This is a genomic window from Streptomyces sp. NPDC059788, from assembly GCF_042732265.1.
Taxonomy (GTDB): Bacteria; Actinomycetota; Actinomycetes; order Streptomycetales; family Streptomycetaceae; genus Streptomyces.
Genome location: NZ_JBHWHY010000035.1, coordinates 1 through 15,530, shown reverse-complemented (window position 1 = coordinate 15,530; position 15,530 = coordinate 1). Strand labels below are relative to the sequence as shown.

The 15,530-nt window shown below is 72.9% G+C and carries 13 protein-coding genes and 1 pseudogene; 10 read left to right on the top strand and 4 right to left on the bottom strand.

Annotated elements, in window-relative coordinates; all coding sequences use genetic code 11:
• Positions 1 to 61 precede the first annotated feature (61 nt).
• From ACFV57_RS28040 to ACFV57_RS28030, 3 genes and pseudogenes are all read right to left on the bottom strand, one after another.
• A pseudogene (locus tag ACFV57_RS28040) lies at positions 62 to 1,242 on the bottom strand (IS30 family transposase).
• Positions 1,243 to 1,534: 292 nt separating this feature from the next.
• Positions 1,535 to 1,807, bottom strand: a complete 273-nt coding sequence (locus tag ACFV57_RS28035) for a phosphopantetheine-binding protein (protein ID WP_385237993.1) — start codon at positions 1,805 to 1,807, stop codon at positions 1,535 to 1,537.
• A gap of 47 nt (positions 1,808 to 1,854) precedes the next feature.
• Positions 1,855 to 3,399: a class I adenylate-forming enzyme family protein gene (locus ACFV57_RS28030; RefSeq protein ID WP_385237991.1), complete on the bottom strand. Its 1,545-nt coding sequence runs from the start codon at positions 3,397 to 3,399 to the stop codon at positions 1,855 to 1,857.
• Positions 3,400 to 3,653: 254 nt separating this feature from the next.
• Between ACFV57_RS28030 and ACFV57_RS28025 the strand changes: the two genes are divergently transcribed.
• The 5 genes from ACFV57_RS28025 to ACFV57_RS28005 are packed head-to-tail and all read left to right on the top strand — an operon-like array spanning position 3,654 to position 9,214.
• The gene (locus tag ACFV57_RS28025; protein WP_385237989.1) at positions 3,654 to 4,805 is read left to right on the top strand and encodes a MupA/Atu3671 family FMN-dependent luciferase-like monooxygenase; all 1,152 of its coding nucleotides are present in this window, start codon (positions 3,654 to 3,656) and stop codon (positions 4,803 to 4,805) included.
• Positions 4,806 to 4,832: 27 nt separating this feature from the next.
• Positions 4,833 to 5,396 (top strand): NADPH-dependent FMN reductase, encoded by a 564-nt coding sequence (ssuE, locus tag ACFV57_RS28020; RefSeq protein ID WP_385237987.1) that lies wholly within the window; start codon positions 4,833 to 4,835, stop codon positions 5,394 to 5,396.
• A 55-nt stretch (positions 5,397 to 5,451) separates the two neighbouring features.
• The gene (locus tag ACFV57_RS28015) at positions 5,452 to 6,519 is read left to right on the top strand and encodes a glucose-1-phosphate thymidylyltransferase (protein ID WP_385237985.1); all 1,068 of its coding nucleotides are present in this window, start codon (positions 5,452 to 5,454) and stop codon (positions 6,517 to 6,519) included.
• Positions 6,516 to 7,556, top strand: a complete 1,041-nt coding sequence (rfbB, locus tag ACFV57_RS28010; protein WP_385237983.1) for a dTDP-glucose 4,6-dehydratase — start codon at positions 6,516 to 6,518, stop codon at positions 7,554 to 7,556. Before ACFV57_RS28015 ends, rfbB begins: the two co-directional genes overlap by 4 nt.
• On the top strand, positions 7,553 to 9,214 hold the full coding sequence (locus tag ACFV57_RS28005) for an FAD-dependent oxidoreductase (protein WP_385237981.1): 1,662 nt from the start codon (positions 7,553 to 7,555) through the stop codon (positions 9,212 to 9,214). The genes rfbB and ACFV57_RS28005 overlap by 4 nt, the downstream gene beginning before the upstream one ends.
• 75 nt (positions 9,215 to 9,289) lie before the next feature.
• Here ACFV57_RS28005 and ACFV57_RS28000 read toward each other — a convergent pair whose 3' ends face one another.
• Positions 9,290 to 9,895, bottom strand: a complete 606-nt coding sequence (locus ACFV57_RS28000; protein WP_385237979.1) for a dTDP-4-dehydrorhamnose 3,5-epimerase family protein — start codon at positions 9,893 to 9,895, stop codon at positions 9,290 to 9,292.
• A gap of 122 nt (positions 9,896 to 10,017) precedes the next feature.
• Here ACFV57_RS28000 and ACFV57_RS27995 point away from each other — a divergent pair, with 122 nt between their 5' ends.
• The 5 genes from ACFV57_RS27995 to ACFV57_RS27975 form a co-directional block, all read left to right on the top strand.
• The gene (locus ACFV57_RS27995; protein WP_385237977.1) at positions 10,018 to 11,043 is read left to right on the top strand and encodes an NAD-dependent epimerase/dehydratase family protein; all 1,026 of its coding nucleotides are present in this window, start codon (positions 10,018 to 10,020) and stop codon (positions 11,041 to 11,043) included.
• A 37-nt stretch (positions 11,044 to 11,080) separates the two neighbouring features.
• Entirely contained in the window at positions 11,081 to 12,385 is a 1,305-nt protein-coding gene (rfbH, locus tag ACFV57_RS27990; RefSeq protein WP_385237975.1) for a lipopolysaccharide biosynthesis protein RfbH, read from the top strand.
• Between the two features lie 50 nt (positions 12,386 to 12,435).
• On the top strand, positions 12,436 to 13,899 hold the full coding sequence (locus ACFV57_RS27985) for an NDP-hexose 2,3-dehydratase family protein (RefSeq protein WP_385237973.1): 1,464 nt from the start codon (positions 12,436 to 12,438) through the stop codon (positions 13,897 to 13,899).
• Positions 13,892 to 14,899 (top strand): Gfo/Idh/MocA family protein, encoded by a 1,008-nt coding sequence (locus tag ACFV57_RS27980; protein WP_385237971.1) that lies wholly within the window; start codon positions 13,892 to 13,894, stop codon positions 14,897 to 14,899. The genes ACFV57_RS27985 and ACFV57_RS27980 overlap by 8 nt, the downstream gene beginning before the upstream one ends.
• Positions 14,896 to 15,530, top strand: a 635-nt coding sequence (locus ACFV57_RS27975; protein WP_385237969.1) for a carboxyl transferase domain-containing protein, incomplete at its 3' end; no start/stop codon positions are given. The genes ACFV57_RS27980 and ACFV57_RS27975, both read left to right, overlap by 4 nt.

The window sequence follows — 15,530 nt, the reverse complement described above, 5'->3', positions numbered from 1 at the left end:
GGCGCAGACGGACAGAGCCCCCGGCGGAAGGCGAATTCCAGGGGTCGTTGCAACACAGAGGTCAACTGGCTGTCGCCAGGAGCTTAGCGAGACGCTCGGCTGGGGTTTGCCAGCCGAGCGTTTTGCGTGGCCGGCTGTTCAGCTCGGCGGCGACGCCCGCCAGGTCCCCGGGGGTGTGAACGGCCAGGTCGGTGCCCTTGGGGAAGTACTGCCGCAGCAGGCCGTTGGTGTTCTCGTTGGAGCCGCGTTGCCAGGGGCTGGCCGGGTCGCAGAAGTAGACCGGGATGTCGGTGGCAACGGTGAACGCCCGGTGGGCGGCCATCTCCGAGCCCTGGTCCCAGGTCAGGGATCGCCAGAGGTGCCGTGGAAGGGTCTGGACGGTCGTGGCGAGCGCGTTGCGGGTGGCGATGGCGCTGTGGCCGACCGGCAGGTGCACGAGCATCAGGTAGCGGGTGGACCGCTCGACGAGGGTGCCGATGGCGGAACGGCCGTCCTTGCCGATGATGAGATCGCCCTCCCAGTGTCCGGGGACGGCCCGGTCGGCGGCTTCGGCGGGGCGTTCGCTGATCAGGACCATGTCCTTGATGGCGCGGGAGGCACGCTTGTGGGCCTGGCGGTGCGGGCGCCGGCGGGCCCGGCCGGTGCGAAGCGCTCGGGTCAGTTCCCGGCGGAGTTCTCCGCGGCCCTGGACGTAGAGGGCCTGGTAAACGGTCTCGTGGGTCACGTGCATCTCCGGCCGGTCGGGGAAACGTGCCCGCAGGACTTGGCAGATCTGCTCGGGGCTCCAGCGCATCGTGAGGTGATCCTGGATGAAGTCCCGCAGCTCGGGATTCCGGCCGATCTTTCCGGGTTTCGGACGGGACCGGCGGGCCTTGGCCTTGTTGTGGGCGATGCTCGGTCGGTAGTACCAGCCGCCGTTGTGCAGAGTGTGCCGGTTGCGGCGTATTTCGCGGCTGACGGTGGACGGGCTGCGGCCCAGCTCGACGGCTATCTGCCGGATCGAGGCCCCCTCGCGGAGACGGTCGGCGATGTGGATGCGGTCGTGCTCCTGGAGATACTGCGACGGCGCGGGAGGCAGTTCCTCCGATCCCGTCGCCGGGCCTGTCCCGGCACCGGGTAGATCGGAGGAACTGCCTTCCGGCCGCCTGGCGGCGAGTGCCAGCCGTTGCGCCACCGCTTGCCGGTGCGCAGGTTGATGCCGACTATCCGGGCGGCTTCCCGCGTGCTGTACCCCTGCTCCATGAGCAGGAAGTATGCGGCCCGCTCGCGGGCCAGTTGGCGCCCGCCCCCGGGCCCCCGGTTCTTCCGGATCTCGAAGTCCATCGCGTCCCCTGAGCTGGGGTGTTGCGACGACCACTAGAACTCAAGGAAGCCGGGGGCTCACTGCTGTACGGGCCGTTCAGCGGCGGCGCTTCTTCAGCGCGTCACCGCCGAACTTCATGATCAGGCAGGCGACGACGGTGATGCCGAGACCGATGAAGAGGTGGCTCATGGGGGTCCTCCGGGAGAGACAGGGGTGCGGTCGGGGTACGGGTCAGGCGGTGACGGTGGCGGTGCGCTGCGCGGTCAGGACCGCCCAGAGCGCCGCCGGGGTGGCGAAGGTCGCGGCGGTGAGGGCGTCCTCGGGGAACTCCACGCGGTAGCCGGCCTCCAGGCGGACCAGCAGCTCGATGGTGGCCATCGAGTCCAGGCCGGCCTTCTTGAGGTCGAGGTCGCCGGTGAGCGGGCCGGCGCCGGCCCGGCGCGGCAGCACCGAGGTCAGCAGCTCCTCGAAGCCGGCGTCCCACGGAACGTCTGCGGCGGTCATGGTGATCTCCTTCTGTGTGCGGGGGTGTGCGGGGGTGTACGGGTGGGTCAGCCGGCGGGGCGGGCGTCCTGTTCGCGGCGCAGGCGCTGCTTGTCGGTCTTGCCGTTCGGGGTGAGCGGCAGTGCGGGCAGCAGGTGGCAGGCCGCGGGGACCTTGGCGGCCTCCAGCCGTTCGGTGAGCTGCGCCAGCACGTCGTCGGCCGCCAGGTCCGTCACGGCGTACAGGGTCAGGTCGTGGCCGCCGTCCGGGGCGAGGGCCGCGGCGGCCGAGACGCCGGGGATGTCCAGGGCGGCCGTCTCGATCTCCAGGGTGCCCATCCGGACGCCCTTGCGCTTGAACAGGTCGTCGCGGCGGCCCTCGAAGTAGAGGTGTCCGTCGGCGTCGAGATGTCCGTAGTCGCCGGTGTGCAGGGTGACGCCGCCGGTCGCCGGGTCGGGCCGGAAGCGCAGCGCGGTCTGCTCGGGAGCGCGCCAGTAGCCGGACATGACGTGCGGGCCGCGCACCGCGATCTCGCCGACCGTGCCGGGCGGCAGCGCCCGTCCGTCGTCGTCGAGGATCAGCACCTCGGTGCCGTCCAGGGCACGGCCCACCGAGCCCGGGCGTGCCAGGTCGCCGTCGGGCTCCAGCACGGTGATCCGCTTGCACTCGGTGGTGCCGAACATCGGGGCGATCGCGGCGTGCGGGAAGGCGGCGCGCAGGTGGGCGATGACCGGCGCGGTGAGCGCCGCGCCGGTGTTGGTGAACAGGCGCACGGGCGGCGCTTCCCTGCGGTCGCGGGCGGCCAGTTTCAGCAGCATCTCGCCGAGCGAGGGCACCAGCGGCACGACGGTGACGCGGTGGTCGTGCAGGGTGCCGAGCAGCCGGACGTGCCGGTCGGGTTCGGTCAGCACGGCCTCGGCGCCGGCGGACACGGACAGCAGGATCTGGTAGAGCCCGTAGTCGAAGGAGAGCGGCACGGCCACCAGGACGACGTCGTCCGCGCGGTAGCGCAGGCGGGCCGCGATCGCCCTGGTGGCGAACACGACGGGCGCATGGGTGCTCAGCACGGCCTTCGGTGCCGAGGTGGAGCCCGAGGTGTAGATCAGCAGGACGGGGTCGTCGGTCCGTGCCCCGCCGCCGGTGCCGTCGTGGCCGGCCTGCCCGGCCGCGTACAGGTCCCCGGCGGCCCGGTGGGCCTCTTCGGGTGTGTGCACGGGGCGGTCGGTCAGCTCGCGGAGTACGGCGGCGTCCTGCGCGTCGTGCGCGACGAGCAGCGCGGGTTCGCAGTCGGGCACCACGGTCGCCAGGTGGAACCGTTTCATCGCCGGGTTGACCGGCACGAAGACGATGCCCCGCCGCAGCGCACCGAAGAACAGCGCGGTGAACGCGCGGACATTGCCCATACGTACGAGGATCCGGTCCCCGCGGCGCAGCCCGCGCGCGTCGAGCCAGTCGGCGTACGCGCGCGACCAGGCGTCCAGTTCGGCGTAGGTCCAGCTGCCCGAGGCGTCGCGCACCGCGGGCGCGCCGGGCCGGGCCGCGACGGCCGCGGCCAGCAGTCCGTGGACCGTGCCGGTGTCGGTGTCCGGCGTCACCAGTGTCTGAGTCGTCATCCAGCAACCTCGGTCGGCTCGGGTCGGTGTGATCCCCGGCGACTCTTCCGCGGGCCGCTGGAGCCGGACTTGAGCCGCGCTGGTCCCCCGGCGGCCTGCCCGGGCTCAAGCGGGCTGCGAGGCGGCCGCCCGATGGTGACCGCGGACAGCAAGCCCGATTCAGAGCCTGCGTCATAACCCCGGCCGGGATTATGACGCAGGCTCTCAGACGACCCCGCCGCGACGACGTCCGACGGGCAAGGAGGCAGCACAGGATGAACGCGCAATCCCGGCGGACCCCGGGTGCGGACGCGGGCGAAAAGCCGCTGGACCTCGGTGTCTTCTTCTTCGCCGCGGTCGGCGACCGGACGGCCGAGACCTACCGGCTGATGCTGGACGCGGCCCGCCGCGCCGACGAGCTGGGCTTCGGCTTCGTTTCGACGCCCGAGCGGCACTTCCACCGTTTCGGCGGTGCCTTCCCCAACCCGGCCGTCACCTCGGCGGCCATCGCCGCGGTGACCGCCCGGATCCAGATCCGGGCGGGCAGCGTGGTCACCCCGCTGCATCCGGCCGCCCGCGTCGTCGAGGACTTCGCGGTGGTGGACGGCCTGTCCGGCGGGCGCGTCGCCATCTCGGTGGGCTCCGGCTGGAACGTCAACGACTTCGTGCTCGCTCCGGAGAAGTACGCGAACCGGCGCGAGCAGCTGGTCCGGGACGTGGCGGACATCCGCCGGGCGTGGCGCACCGGGCAGTGGACCGGCACCAACCCTCTGGGCGCCGAGGCCACCTTGCCGCTCTACCCGCGCCCGGTGCAGGACGAGCTGCCGGTGTGGGTGACCGCGTCCCGCAGCGAGGGCACCTTCCGCGAGGCCGGCCGTATGGGCTGCAACATCCTCACCCACCTGGAGAACCAGGACGTGGACGCGCTCGCGGAGAAGACCGCGCTGTACCGGGCGGCCCGCGTGGAGGCCGGCTGGGAGACGCCCGGCAAGGTCACGGTGATGATGCACACCTATGTCGCAGGGGACCCCGACGAGGCCCGCCGCGTGGGCGGCGGCAGCCTCAAGGAGTACCTGCTGACCGCCATCGACCTGGAGGCCCGTGCGGTGGGCGCGGGCGGCCGGATGAGCGGCGACAAGGAGGGCAGCGACGTGCTCCTCGCCGCCGACAGTGCCCGGCGCAAGCTGGCGGGGCTGGCCGTGGACCGCTATCTGTCCGGCAACGCGCTGATCGGCTCGGTCGAGGAGTGCACCGCCACCGCCCGCCGGGTGCGCGCCGCCGGCGCCGACGAGATCGCCTGCCTGGTCGACTTCGTGCCCGACCCGCGGCAGGTGCTGGCCTCGCTGGAACTGCTCGACGAGGTGCGCCGTGCCGCCTCGCACCCCGCCGCGTCGCCGGTGCCCGCCGTTCGCACGCCGGCCGGCTGAACCCCGCTTCCCACAGGAGGTTGTCCCATGCCGACGATCCTGGCCGTCTCCGGCAGTCCGTCGCCGGTCTCCTTCACCCACCAGGTGCTCACCCTGACCGCCGAGCGGCTGCGCGAGCGGGGCCACCAAGTGGACACCCTCGCCGTGCGCGGCCTGCCGGCGGCGCCGCTGCTGGCCGGTGACACCACCGACCCGCAGCTCGCCGCGGCCGCCGCGCGCCTCGCCGGCGCCGACGCCGTCGTGCTGGCCACACCCGTCTACAAGGCCGGCTGCTCGGGGCTGCTCAAGGCGTTCCTCGACGTCCTGCCGCAGTACGCGCTGGCGGGCAAGGTGGTGCTGCCGCTCGCCACCGGCGGCTCGCCGGCGCACGTACTGGCCCTCGACTACGGGCTGCGGCCGGTCCTGATGTCGATGCGCCCGGCGGCGGTGGCGGAGAGCTTCTTCGTACACGCCGACCGGTCCCGGCAGGGTCCTGGCGGCCTCGCCCCGGAGACCGGCGCCCGGCTGGACGGCGTCACCGGGCGGTTCGCCGCGCTGGTGGACGCGCTCGCCGTCCGCCACCCGGCTCCACGGCAGGCACTGGCGGCCTGACCCGCCGCGCCGCGGCCGCCCCGACAGACATCACCGACACCACAGAAGAGGACCCATGAAGGCTCTGGTTCTGGCCGGCGGGACGGGAACCCGTCTGCGCCCGTTCAGCTACTCCATGCCCAAGCAGCTCATCCCCATCGCCAACAAGCCGGTACTGGAACGGGTGCTGGAGAACATCCGCGATCTCGGCGTGACCGAGATCGCGGTGATCGTCGGCCACCACGCCAAGGAGATCGCCGACGCCCTCGGCGACGGCTCCCGGCTCGGCGTCGCGATCACCTACATCCCGCAGGAGAGCCCGGCCGGCCTCGCCCAGTGCGTGACCCTGGCCCGGGACTTCCTCGGCGACGACGACTTCGTGATGTACCTCGGCGACAACATGCTGCCGCAGGGCATCGCCGAGGCCGCCGCCGAGTTCCGTGCCCTGCGCCCGGCCGCCCAGATCGTGGTCCAGCAGGTCGCCGACCCGCGCGCCTTCGGCGTCGCCGAGGTGGACGCCGGCGGCGTGGTGGAACGCCTGGTGGAGAAGCCGCCGGTGCCGCGCTCCAATCTGGCTCTGATCGGCGTGTACTTCTTCACGCCCGTCATCCACGAGGCGGTCGACGCCATCGAGCCGAGCGCGCGCGGTGAGCTGGAGATCACCGACGCCATCCAGTGGCTGGTGTCGCACGGCGCCACCGTCCGGGCCCAGGAGTACGCCGGGTACTGGAAGGACACCGGCAAGGTCGAGGACGTACTGGAGTGCAACCAGCGGCTCCTGGACGGCATGGAGCGCCGCGTCGAGGGCGACGTGGACGCCGAGAGCGTCCTGATCGGAGCGGTGGTCGTGGAGCCCGGGGCCCGGATCAGGCGGTCCTTCGTCGAAGGCCCGGCGGTGATCGGCGCGGGCACGGTGCTGGAGAACAGCCATGTGGGACCGCACACCTCCATCGGCCGGGACTGCGTCCTGACCGGCACCCACCTCGATTACTCCATCGCCCTGGACGGCGTGACCGTCTCCGGGGTGCGGGGCCTGCACGGCTCCCTGCTCGGCCGGTCCGCCGCCGTCACCGGCACCACCGTCGCCCACCGCCACCACCGCCTGGTGGTCGGCGACCACACCCGCGTGGAGGTCGCCGCGTGAAGATCCTGGTCACCGGCGGCGCCGGGTTCATCGGTTCGCACTACGTCCGCACCCTGCTGGAGGGCGGCTACGAGGAGTACGAGGACGCCGAGGTCACCGTCCTCGACAAGCTGACCTACGCGGGCAACCGCGACAACCTGCCGGCCGCCCACCCCCGGCTCGCGTTCGTACAGGGCGACATCTGCGACCTGCCGCTGCTGCTGGACGTCTTCCCCGGCCACGACGCGGTGGTGCACTTCGCCGCCGAGTCGCACGTGGACCGTTCCCTGGAGTCCGCGGCCGAGTTCGTCGCGACGAACGTGGGCGGCACCCAGAACGTCATGGAGGCGGCCCTGCGCGCCGGTGTCCCGCGCGTGGTGCACGTCTCGACGGACGAAGTGTACGGCTCGATCGACGAGGGCTCCTGGACGGAGGAGTGGCCACTGCTGCCCAACTCCCCCTACGCCGCGTCCAAGGCGGGCTCGGACCTGGTGGCCCGCGCCTACTGGCGCACCCACGGCCTGAACGTCTCCGTCACCCGCTGCTCCAACAACTACGGCCCGTACCAGCACCCCGAGAAGCTGATCCCCCGCTTCGTCACCAGCCTTCTGGAGGGCGGCACGGTCCCGCTGTACGGGGACGGCGGCAACATCCGCGAGTGGCTGCACGTGGACGACCACTGCCGGGCGATCCAGCTGGTGCTGACGCGCGGCCGGGCGGGCGGGATCTACAACGTCGGGGGCGGCAACGAGCAGACCAACCGGCAGATCACCGAACGGCTGCTGGAACTGACCGGACGCGACTGGTCGCACGTCGTGCGGGTCGCCGACCGCAAGGGCCACGACCTGCGCTACTCCCTGGACGAGAGCAAGATCCGCACCGAGCTGGGCTACGCGCCGCGGGTCTCCTTCGAGGACGGCCTGGCCGCCACGGCCGCCTGGTACCGCGACAACCCGGGCTGGTGGAAGGCGGTACGGGACGCGCAGGAACAGCACGACGCCCCGTCCCGCGCCGGACAGCGGGGCCGGCACGACACCGAGAGGCAGCACCGCGCATGACCGTGACCGACGAGACGGTGCCCGGACCGCAGGTCCTGGTCGTGGGCGCCGGGCCGGTCGGCCTGAGCGCCGCCCACGAACTGGCCCGGCACGGCGTACGGGTCCGGCTGGTGGACGCGGCGCCCGGCCCGGCCACCACCAGCCGGGCGCTGGCCACCCACGCCCGCACCCTGGAGACCTACGACCAGATGGGGGTGCTGGACGACCTGCTGCCGCGCGGCCGCCGCGTCGAGCACTTCACACTGCACCAGAACGGCCGCCGTCTGATCCGCTTCGACACCGACTACAGCAGGCTGCCCACCCGCTTCCCCTTCACCCTGATGGTCGACCAGGCGGTCACCGAGGAGGTGCTGCGCACCGCGGCGGCCCGGCACGGCGTCACGGTCGAATGGGGCGTGCGCCTGGTGGACTTCGAGGACCTCGGTACGGGCGGCGTCCGGGCCCGGTTGCGCCACCCGGACGGCCGGACCGAGACCGTGACCGCGGACCGGCTGGTCGGCTGCGACGGCGGCCACAGCACGGTACGCAAGCAGCTCGGTCTGAAGCTGACCGGCGAGAGCAGCGAGACCTGGCTCATCGCGGACGCCCAGGTGGACTGCGACCTGCCGCAGGACAGCATCCACTGGATGCGCACGCCCGCGGGGACGGTCATGATGGTGCCGTTCCCCGAGCCCGGCAAGTGGCGGCTGCTGGACACCGCGGAGACCTCGTACGGCGGGGACGACGCCATGGTGGCCCGGCGCTTCGCCGCGAAGATCGCCACCGGTACGGGCCGGCCGGCCCGGGTCGAGGAGCCCACCTGGGTGTCGGTGTTCACCATCCAGCAGCGCATGATCAGCACGATGCGCCAGGGCCGCGTCCTGCTGGCGGGCGACGCCGCACATGTGCACAGCCCCGCCTCCGGGCAGGGCCTGAACACCGGCGTGCAGGACGCGGTGAATCTCGCGTGGAAGCTGTCCGCCGTGCTGCGCGGCGAGGCCGCGGAGGCCCTGCTCGACACCTACAGCGAGGAACGGGTGCCGGTGGGCGCGGAGTTGCTGCGCACCACCCGTATGGCCACGATGCTGGTGCAGCTGCGCAGCCGCCGGGCCGCGGCGGGACTGCGCGCGGCCTTCACCGTGCTGCGCACGCTGCGCCCGCTGAAGTCCCGCATCCAGCGCAAGATCATGGGCGGGATGTCGGCGCTGGGCCTGTCGTACACCGGGGGCCCGCTCGCGTACACGGCCGGACCGGGCGTCGCGGACGGCGCGCTGTGCCCGGGCGAGCGGATCGGCCGGGTGGACGGCGCCGACCACGCGGCCGACACTGGCTGGCAGCAGCTCACGGACGAACTCCGGCGCCCGGCGTGGCTGTTGCTCACCTTCGGCAAGCTGCCACCCGACACCGAGCGGGACGCGCGGGACATCGCCGGGCGGTACGGGGACAGCGTCCGGGTACGTACCGTCGGCGGCGCCCCGGTGGACGGTGCGGAACCGTTGGCCGACCCGGAGGGCCGGCTCGCCGCCGGCCTCGGCGTGGCGCCGGGCGGCTGGCTGCTGGTGCGGCCGGACGGCTACCTCGCCGCCCGCGGCGCGTCCCCGGCGGGCCCGGCGGCCGCCCTCACGGCCCTGGGCCTGCGCCCGGCCGCCAAGGCCGCCGAAGAGACCGGCGCTCGCTGAGCCGGACCCCGGCACGCGACAGAGCCCGCCTCCGGCAACACCGGGGGCGGGCCTTCTTGCGCAACTCCTGCGCGTTCAGTCTCCGTTGGATCGGTACAGCTCCAAGCACGTCTCGTACTCCGGCAGCAGGCCACGCTCCGCCGCCTCGGCGACGGTCGGGGCCTGGGCGTCCTTCTCCGAGAGCAGCGGTTCGCCGGTCAGCCAGCTCGCCCACGGCAGCCCCAGCTCCGGATCGAAGGCCCGCAGGTCCAGCTGCGTGCCCGGCCGGTACTCGGTCGAACACAGGTAGCTGATGCAGGTGTCGTCGGCCAGCGCCACGAAGCCGTGCGCCAGCCCCTCCGCGACGTACACCGCCCGGCCCTCCCGCGCGTCCAGCACCGTGCACTCGTGCTTGCCGAAGGTCGGCGACCCGAGGCGGACGTCCACCACGACGTCCAGCAGCACCCCCCGCACACAGCTGACCAGCTTGGCCTGACCCGGCGGGATCGCCACCCCGTGCAGTCCGCGCACCGTGTTGCGCGCCGAGACCGAGTAGTTGACCTGGCGCGGCACGAAGTGGTGGCCGGTGGCCGCGGCGAGGAGGTCGTATCTGTACGACTCGTGGAAGGTGCCGCGCGGATCCGGCAGCAGCTGCGGGGTGACGCGGTACGCGTCCGGTACGGCGGTCTCTTCGATCCTCATGGCTTCCGGACCGTAGGCGGCCCGGCTCGAATCCTGGTAGCGCCGCGTGAGCGCCCGTCCAGCGGCCCGCGAGCGGCCCGGGCCACAGTGCCCCTTCCAGCAGACGACCAGGAGGCGGGACGGTGTCGGTGATCGACCGGACAGCAGACGGCGGGCGCGGTGGCGCGGCCCCTTCGGTGGTGGTGCTCGGTGCCACCGGGTTCGTGGGGCGGCACCTCTGCGCGGCCTTCGCGGGTGCGGGATGGACGGTGACCGGCGTGGCCCGCACCCACCCGCCCGTACCACCGCCGTGTCGCACGGTCACCCTCGACCTGGTGCGGGCGGCGCCGGAGCGGATCGCCCGGCTGCTGGCCGGCCACGGCGCCCGGGTGGTGGTCAACGCGGCGGGCGCGGTCTGGGGGGTGAGCGCCGAGGAAATGGCGCTCGCCAACGACGGCCTGGTGCGCCGTCTGGTGACCGCCGTGGCGAGCCTGCCCCGTCCGCCGCGGCTGGTGCAGCTCGGGTCGGTGCACGAGTACGGGCCCGGTCCGCGCCGCGGCATCACCGAGGACACCCCCACCGCGCCGGTGACCCCGTACGGCCGTTCCAAGCTGGCCGGCGGCCTGGCGCTGCTGGACGCGGCCGCGGCAGGTGCGGTGGACGGGCTGGTATTGCGCGTCTCGAACGTGTCGGGGCCCGGCACCCCTCCGGCGAGCCTGCTGGGCACGGTCGCCCGCCACCTCGCCGAGGAACCCCCGGGGCCCCTGCGGCTCGCCCCGCTGCTCGCCCACCGCGACTTCGTGGACGTACGGGACGTCGCCGACGCCGTCCTGGCCGCGGCCGGCTCCACCGCCACCGGGCGGGTCGTCAACATCGGCGGGGGCCGGGCCGTGCCGGTGCGCGCCCTGGTCACCCGGCTGACCGAACTGGCGGGCCGGGGCGCCGAGATCACCGAGGTGCCGTCCCCCGGCGGGCGCCCCCCGGAGGCGGAGTGGCAGCGCATGGACATCGCCCTCGCCGGCCGCCTGCTGGGGTGGCGGCCGCGCCGCGGCCTGGACGACTCGCTGCGCGACCTGCTGGCCGAGGCCCGTGCCGCGGTGCGCTGCGACCCGTTGTCCAGTGCCGTTCAAGTCGGCGCGGCCAGCATGTCCCCATCGGGAACGGTGTGACGGGCTTCGTGCCGGACTGACCATGGAGGCACAAAAGATGAGCGATATCAAGGCGCGGATTCTCGACCAGGTGCGGGACTACCACCTGGCGGCGGAGCCGGACCGGGCGTTCGAGCCGGGCGTCAGCGAGATCTGGCCGTCGGGCGCGGTGCTCGGCCCGGAGGACCGGGTGGCCCTGGTCGAGGCGGCGCTGGACATGCGGATCGCGGCCGGCCGTGACTCGCGGCGGTTCGAGACCCGCTTCGCCCGCTACATGAAGCGCCGTAAGGCCCACCTGGTCAACTCGGGATCGTCGGCCAACCTGCTGGCCATGACGGCGCTCACCTCGCCGCACCTGGAGGACCGCAGGCTGCGCCCCGGCGACGAGGTGATCACGGTGGCGGCGGGCTTCCCCACCACCGTCAACCCGATCCTCCAGAACGGCCTGGTGCCGGTCTTCGTGGACGTCGACCTGAAGACGTACAACACGACGGCGGACCGCATCAAGGCCGCCGTCGGGCCGCGCACCCGGGCCGTGATGGTGGCCCACGCGCTGGGCAACCCCTTCGAGGCCGCCGAGGTGGCGCAGATCTGCGAGGAGCACGACCTCTTCCTCGTCGAGGACAACTGCGACGCGGTCGGCTCCACCTACAACGGGCAGCTCACCGGCACCTTCGGCGACCTGACCACGGTGAGCTTCTACCCGGCGCACCATCTGACGATGGGCGAGGGCGGCTGCGTCCTGACGTCCAACCTGGCGCTCGCGCGGGTCGTGGAGTCGCTGCGCGACTGGGGCCGCGACTGCTGGTGCGAGCCCGGCGAGAGCGACCGCTGCTTCAAGCGGTTCCAGTACCAGCTGGGCACGCTGCCCGCCGGCTACGACCACAAGTACATCTACTCGCACGTCGGCTACAACCTGAAGGCCACCGACCTGCAGGCCGCGCTGGGCCTGACCCAGCTGGCCAAGGTGGACGACTTCACCGCGGCCCGGCGCCACAACTGGCAGCGGCTGCGCGAGGCGCTGGACGGCGTGCCGTGGCTGATCCTGCCGGAGGCGACGCTGGGCAGCGAGCCCAGCTGGTTCGGCTTCGTGCTGACCGTCGACCCCGAGGCGCCCTTCACCCGCCGGGAGCTGGTGAACTTCCTGGAGGACCGCAGGATCGGCACCCGCAACCTGTTCGCGGGCAACCTCACCCGCCAGCCCGCGTACGTGGACGTGCCGCACCGCATCGTCGGCGACCTCCACAACTCCGACGTGATCACCGAACAGACCTTCTGGATCGGCGTCTACCCGGGCCTGACCGACGAGATGACCGACTACATGGCCGCCTCGGTCCGCGAGTTCGTCGCCGCGCGGGGCTGACCGCCGCCGCGCCCCCTTTGACCACGCACCCTGACGAGGAGAGACCGTACATGTCGACGCATCTTGCGGAGCGCACGGAGCCGCTGCCGGTCCTGGGGCCCCGCGAGCCGGAATCGGCCGCCCGCCGGATCGGGCGCTCCGCCGCCGCGGTCAGCGGCCGGCTGTCCACCGAGGAGTTCCACCGCTGGTTCGCCGGGCGCGGGACGGCGGGCCGCTTCCACGTCGGGCGCATCCCCTTCGCCGCGCTGCGCGGCTGGTCCTTCGAGCCCGGCACCGGGAACCTGGTGCACGCCAGCGGGCGCTTCTTCAGCGTGCAGGGGCTGCACGTCACGGTCGACGACGGGCCGCACAAGGAGTGGTACCAGCCCATCATCAAGCAGCCCGAGGTCGGCATCCTCGGCATCCTGGCCAAGGAGTTCGACGGGGTACTGCACTTTCTGATGCAGGCCAAGATGGAGCCGGGCAACCGCAATGTGCTCCAGCTCTCCCCCACCGTCCAGGCCACCCGCAGCAACTACACCAAGGTCCACCAGGGCACCGACGTGAAGTACATCCGGTACTTCACCGGGCCCGGCCGCGGCCGGGTGCTCGCCGACGTCCTGCAGTCCGAGCACGGCTCGTGGTTCCACCAGAAGAGCAACCGCAACATGATCGTCGAGGTGGACGGCGAGGTGCCCGCCGACGAGGACTTCTGCTGGCTCACCCTCGGCCAGATCTCCGCGTTGCTGCACCGGGACAACCTCGTCAACATGGACTCGCGCACGGTGCTGGCCTGCCTGCCCGCCTACGAGCCGCCGCCCGCGGGCCCCGCGGCGGACGCCTTCGGCCGGGCACTGGCCCGCTCCCGCGACCCCCGCGCCGGCGCCCTGCACAGCGACGTGGACCTGCTGTCCTGGTTCACCGCCGAGCGCTCCCGCTACGACGTCAGGGCCGAACGGGTCCCGCTCGGCGCGCTGCCCGGCTGGACGCGCGACACCCACCGCATCGGCAAGGACGACGGCCGCTGGTTCGACGTCGTCGCCGTCGAGGTACAGGCCGGCAACCGCGAGGTCACCGGCTGGACCCAGCCGCTGATCGAGCCCCGCAGCCGCGGTATCGCGGCGTTCTTGGCCCGGCCGATCGGCGGGGTGCTGCACGTGCTCGCCCACGCCAAGGTCGAAGGCGGCTTCCTGGACACCGTCGAACTGGCCCCCACCGTCCAGTGCTCACCGGAGAACTTCGCGGGTTTGGACACCCGGCCGCCCTTCCTCGACCTGGTCCTGTCCGCCGCCCCCGGCCGTATCCGCTACGACGCCGTCCACTCCGAGGAGGGTGGCCGCTTCCTGAACGCCGAGAACCGCTACCTCGTCGTCGAGGCGGCACCCGACGAGGCGCCGCTCGACCCGCCGGCCGGCTACCAGTGGGTCACCGTCGGCCAGCTCACCGCCCTCGTCAAACACGGCCACTACGTGAACGTGCAGGCCCGCACCCTCCTCGCCTGCCTCAACGCCATGGGACACCACCCGCATGACTGAACGCCCCCTGCGCACCGCCGTCCTCGGCACCGCCGACATCGCCCGCCGCCGGGTGCTGCCCGCCATGGCGGCCGACCCGGACGTCGAGCTGACCGCGGTGGCCAGCCGCGACGGCGGGCGGGCGCGGGAGGTGGCCGCCCGGTACGGCTGCGCCGCCGTCGAGAGCTACGACGCCGTACTGGAACGGCCCGACATCGACGCCGTGTACGTGCCCCTGCCCATCTCCCTGCACGCCACCTGGGCCGGCCGCGCCCTGCGCGCGGGCAAGCACGTACTGGCCGAGAAGCCCCTCACCACCGACCTCCCCGCCACCGCGGCGCTGCTCGAACTGGCCCGCACCTCGGGCCTGGTGCTGATGGAGAACGTGATGTTCCTCCACCACCCGCAGCACGCGGTGGTGCGCGAACTGGTCGCGAGCAACGCGATCGGCCGGCTGCGGGCGTTCAGCGCGGCCTTCACCGTCCCCGCCCTGCCGCCCGGCAACATCCGGCACAACCCCGCGCTCGGCGGCGGCGCGCTCCTGGACATCGGCTACTACCCCGTGCGCGCCGCCCTGCACTTCCTGGGCAGCGGCCTGGAGATCATCGGCTCGGCTCTCGACCACGCGCCCGGCGCGGCCGTGGAAACCTCCGGCGCGGTACTGCTCCGCTCCCCGGACGGTGTGCTGGGCCAGCTGGCGTTCGGCATGGACCACGCCTACGGCTCCGCGTACGAGCTGTGGGGCAGCGCAGGGTCGATCCGCGTCGAGTCGGCCTTCACTCCGCCCGCCGACCACAAGCCCACCCTGTGGATCACCGACGCCCGCGGCCCGCGCGACCTGACCCTCGCCCCGCACGACCAGGTGGCCGCCACCGTCCGGGCGTTCGTCCGCGCCGTCCGCTCCGGCACCGCCGGGTCGCCGGATGCCGCGCAGTGCCTGGAACAGGCCGCGCTCCTGGACACCGTCCGCGCCCGCGCCACGGCCCACACACCGCACCCGACAGGGGGAGTACGCACATGACCGCAACCGTGTCCACGGCCGACGGGCCGCCGGCCGCTGCCGGGCGGGTCGCCGAGCTGCACGCCATCCGTGAGCAGGCCCGGCGTGGCCCGAGTGAGCGGGCGACCGAGGCGCAGCACGCCAAGGGCAAGCTGACCGCGCGTGAGCGGATCGGGCTGCTGCTGGACGAGGGGTCCTTCCGGGAGGTGGAGCCGCTGCGGCGGCACCGGGCCACCGGGTTCGGCCTGGAGGCCAAGAAGCCCTACACCGACGGTGTGATCACCGGCTGGGGCACCGTGCACGGGCGGACCGTGTTCGTCTACGCCCACGACTTCCGGATCTTCGGCGGGGCGCTGGGCGAGGCCCACGCCACGAAGATCCACAAGATCATGGACATGGCCATCGCCGCCGGGGCCCCGTTGGTCTCCCTCAACGACGGCGCCGGGGCGCGGATCCAGGAGGGCGTCTCGGCGCTGGCCGGCTACGGCGGCATCTTCCAGCGCAACACCCGGGCGTCGGGGGTGATCCCGCAGATCTCGGTGATGCTCGGCCCGTGCGCGGGCGGCGCCGCCTACAGCCCGGCCCTGACGGACTTCGTGTTCATGGTCCGTGAGACCTCGCAGATGTTCATCACCGGCCCCGACGTGGTGCG

Coding starts and splice junctions, on each gene's coding strand:
- ACFV57_RS28035 (WP_385237993.1), bottom strand. CDS start 1,807: ATGACCGCCGCAGACGTTCCGTGGGACGCCGGCTTCGAGGAGCTGCTG.
- ACFV57_RS28030 (WP_385237991.1), bottom strand. CDS start 3,399: ATGACGACTCAGACACTGGTGACGCCGGACACCGACACCGGCACGGTC.
- ACFV57_RS28025 (WP_385237989.1), top strand. CDS start 3,654: ATGAACGCGCAATCCCGGCGGACCCCGGGTGCGGACGCGGGCGAAAAG.
- ssuE (WP_385237987.1), top strand. CDS start 4,833: ATGCCGACGATCCTGGCCGTCTCCGGCAGTCCGTCGCCGGTCTCCTTC.
- ACFV57_RS28015 (WP_385237985.1), top strand. CDS start 5,452: ATGAAGGCTCTGGTTCTGGCCGGCGGGACGGGAACCCGTCTGCGCCCG.
- ACFV57_RS28005 (WP_385237981.1), top strand. CDS start 7,553: ATGACCGTGACCGACGAGACGGTGCCCGGACCGCAGGTCCTGGTCGTG.
- ACFV57_RS28000 (WP_385237979.1), bottom strand. CDS start 9,895: ATGAGGATCGAAGAGACCGCCGTACCGGACGCGTACCGCGTCACCCCG.
- rfbH (WP_385237975.1), top strand. CDS start 11,081: ATGAGCGATATCAAGGCGCGGATTCTCGACCAGGTGCGGGACTACCAC.
- ACFV57_RS27985 (WP_385237973.1), top strand. CDS start 12,436: ATGTCGACGCATCTTGCGGAGCGCACGGAGCCGCTGCCGGTCCTGGGG.
- ACFV57_RS27980 (WP_385237971.1), top strand. CDS start 13,892: ATGACTGAACGCCCCCTGCGCACCGCCGTCCTCGGCACCGCCGACATC.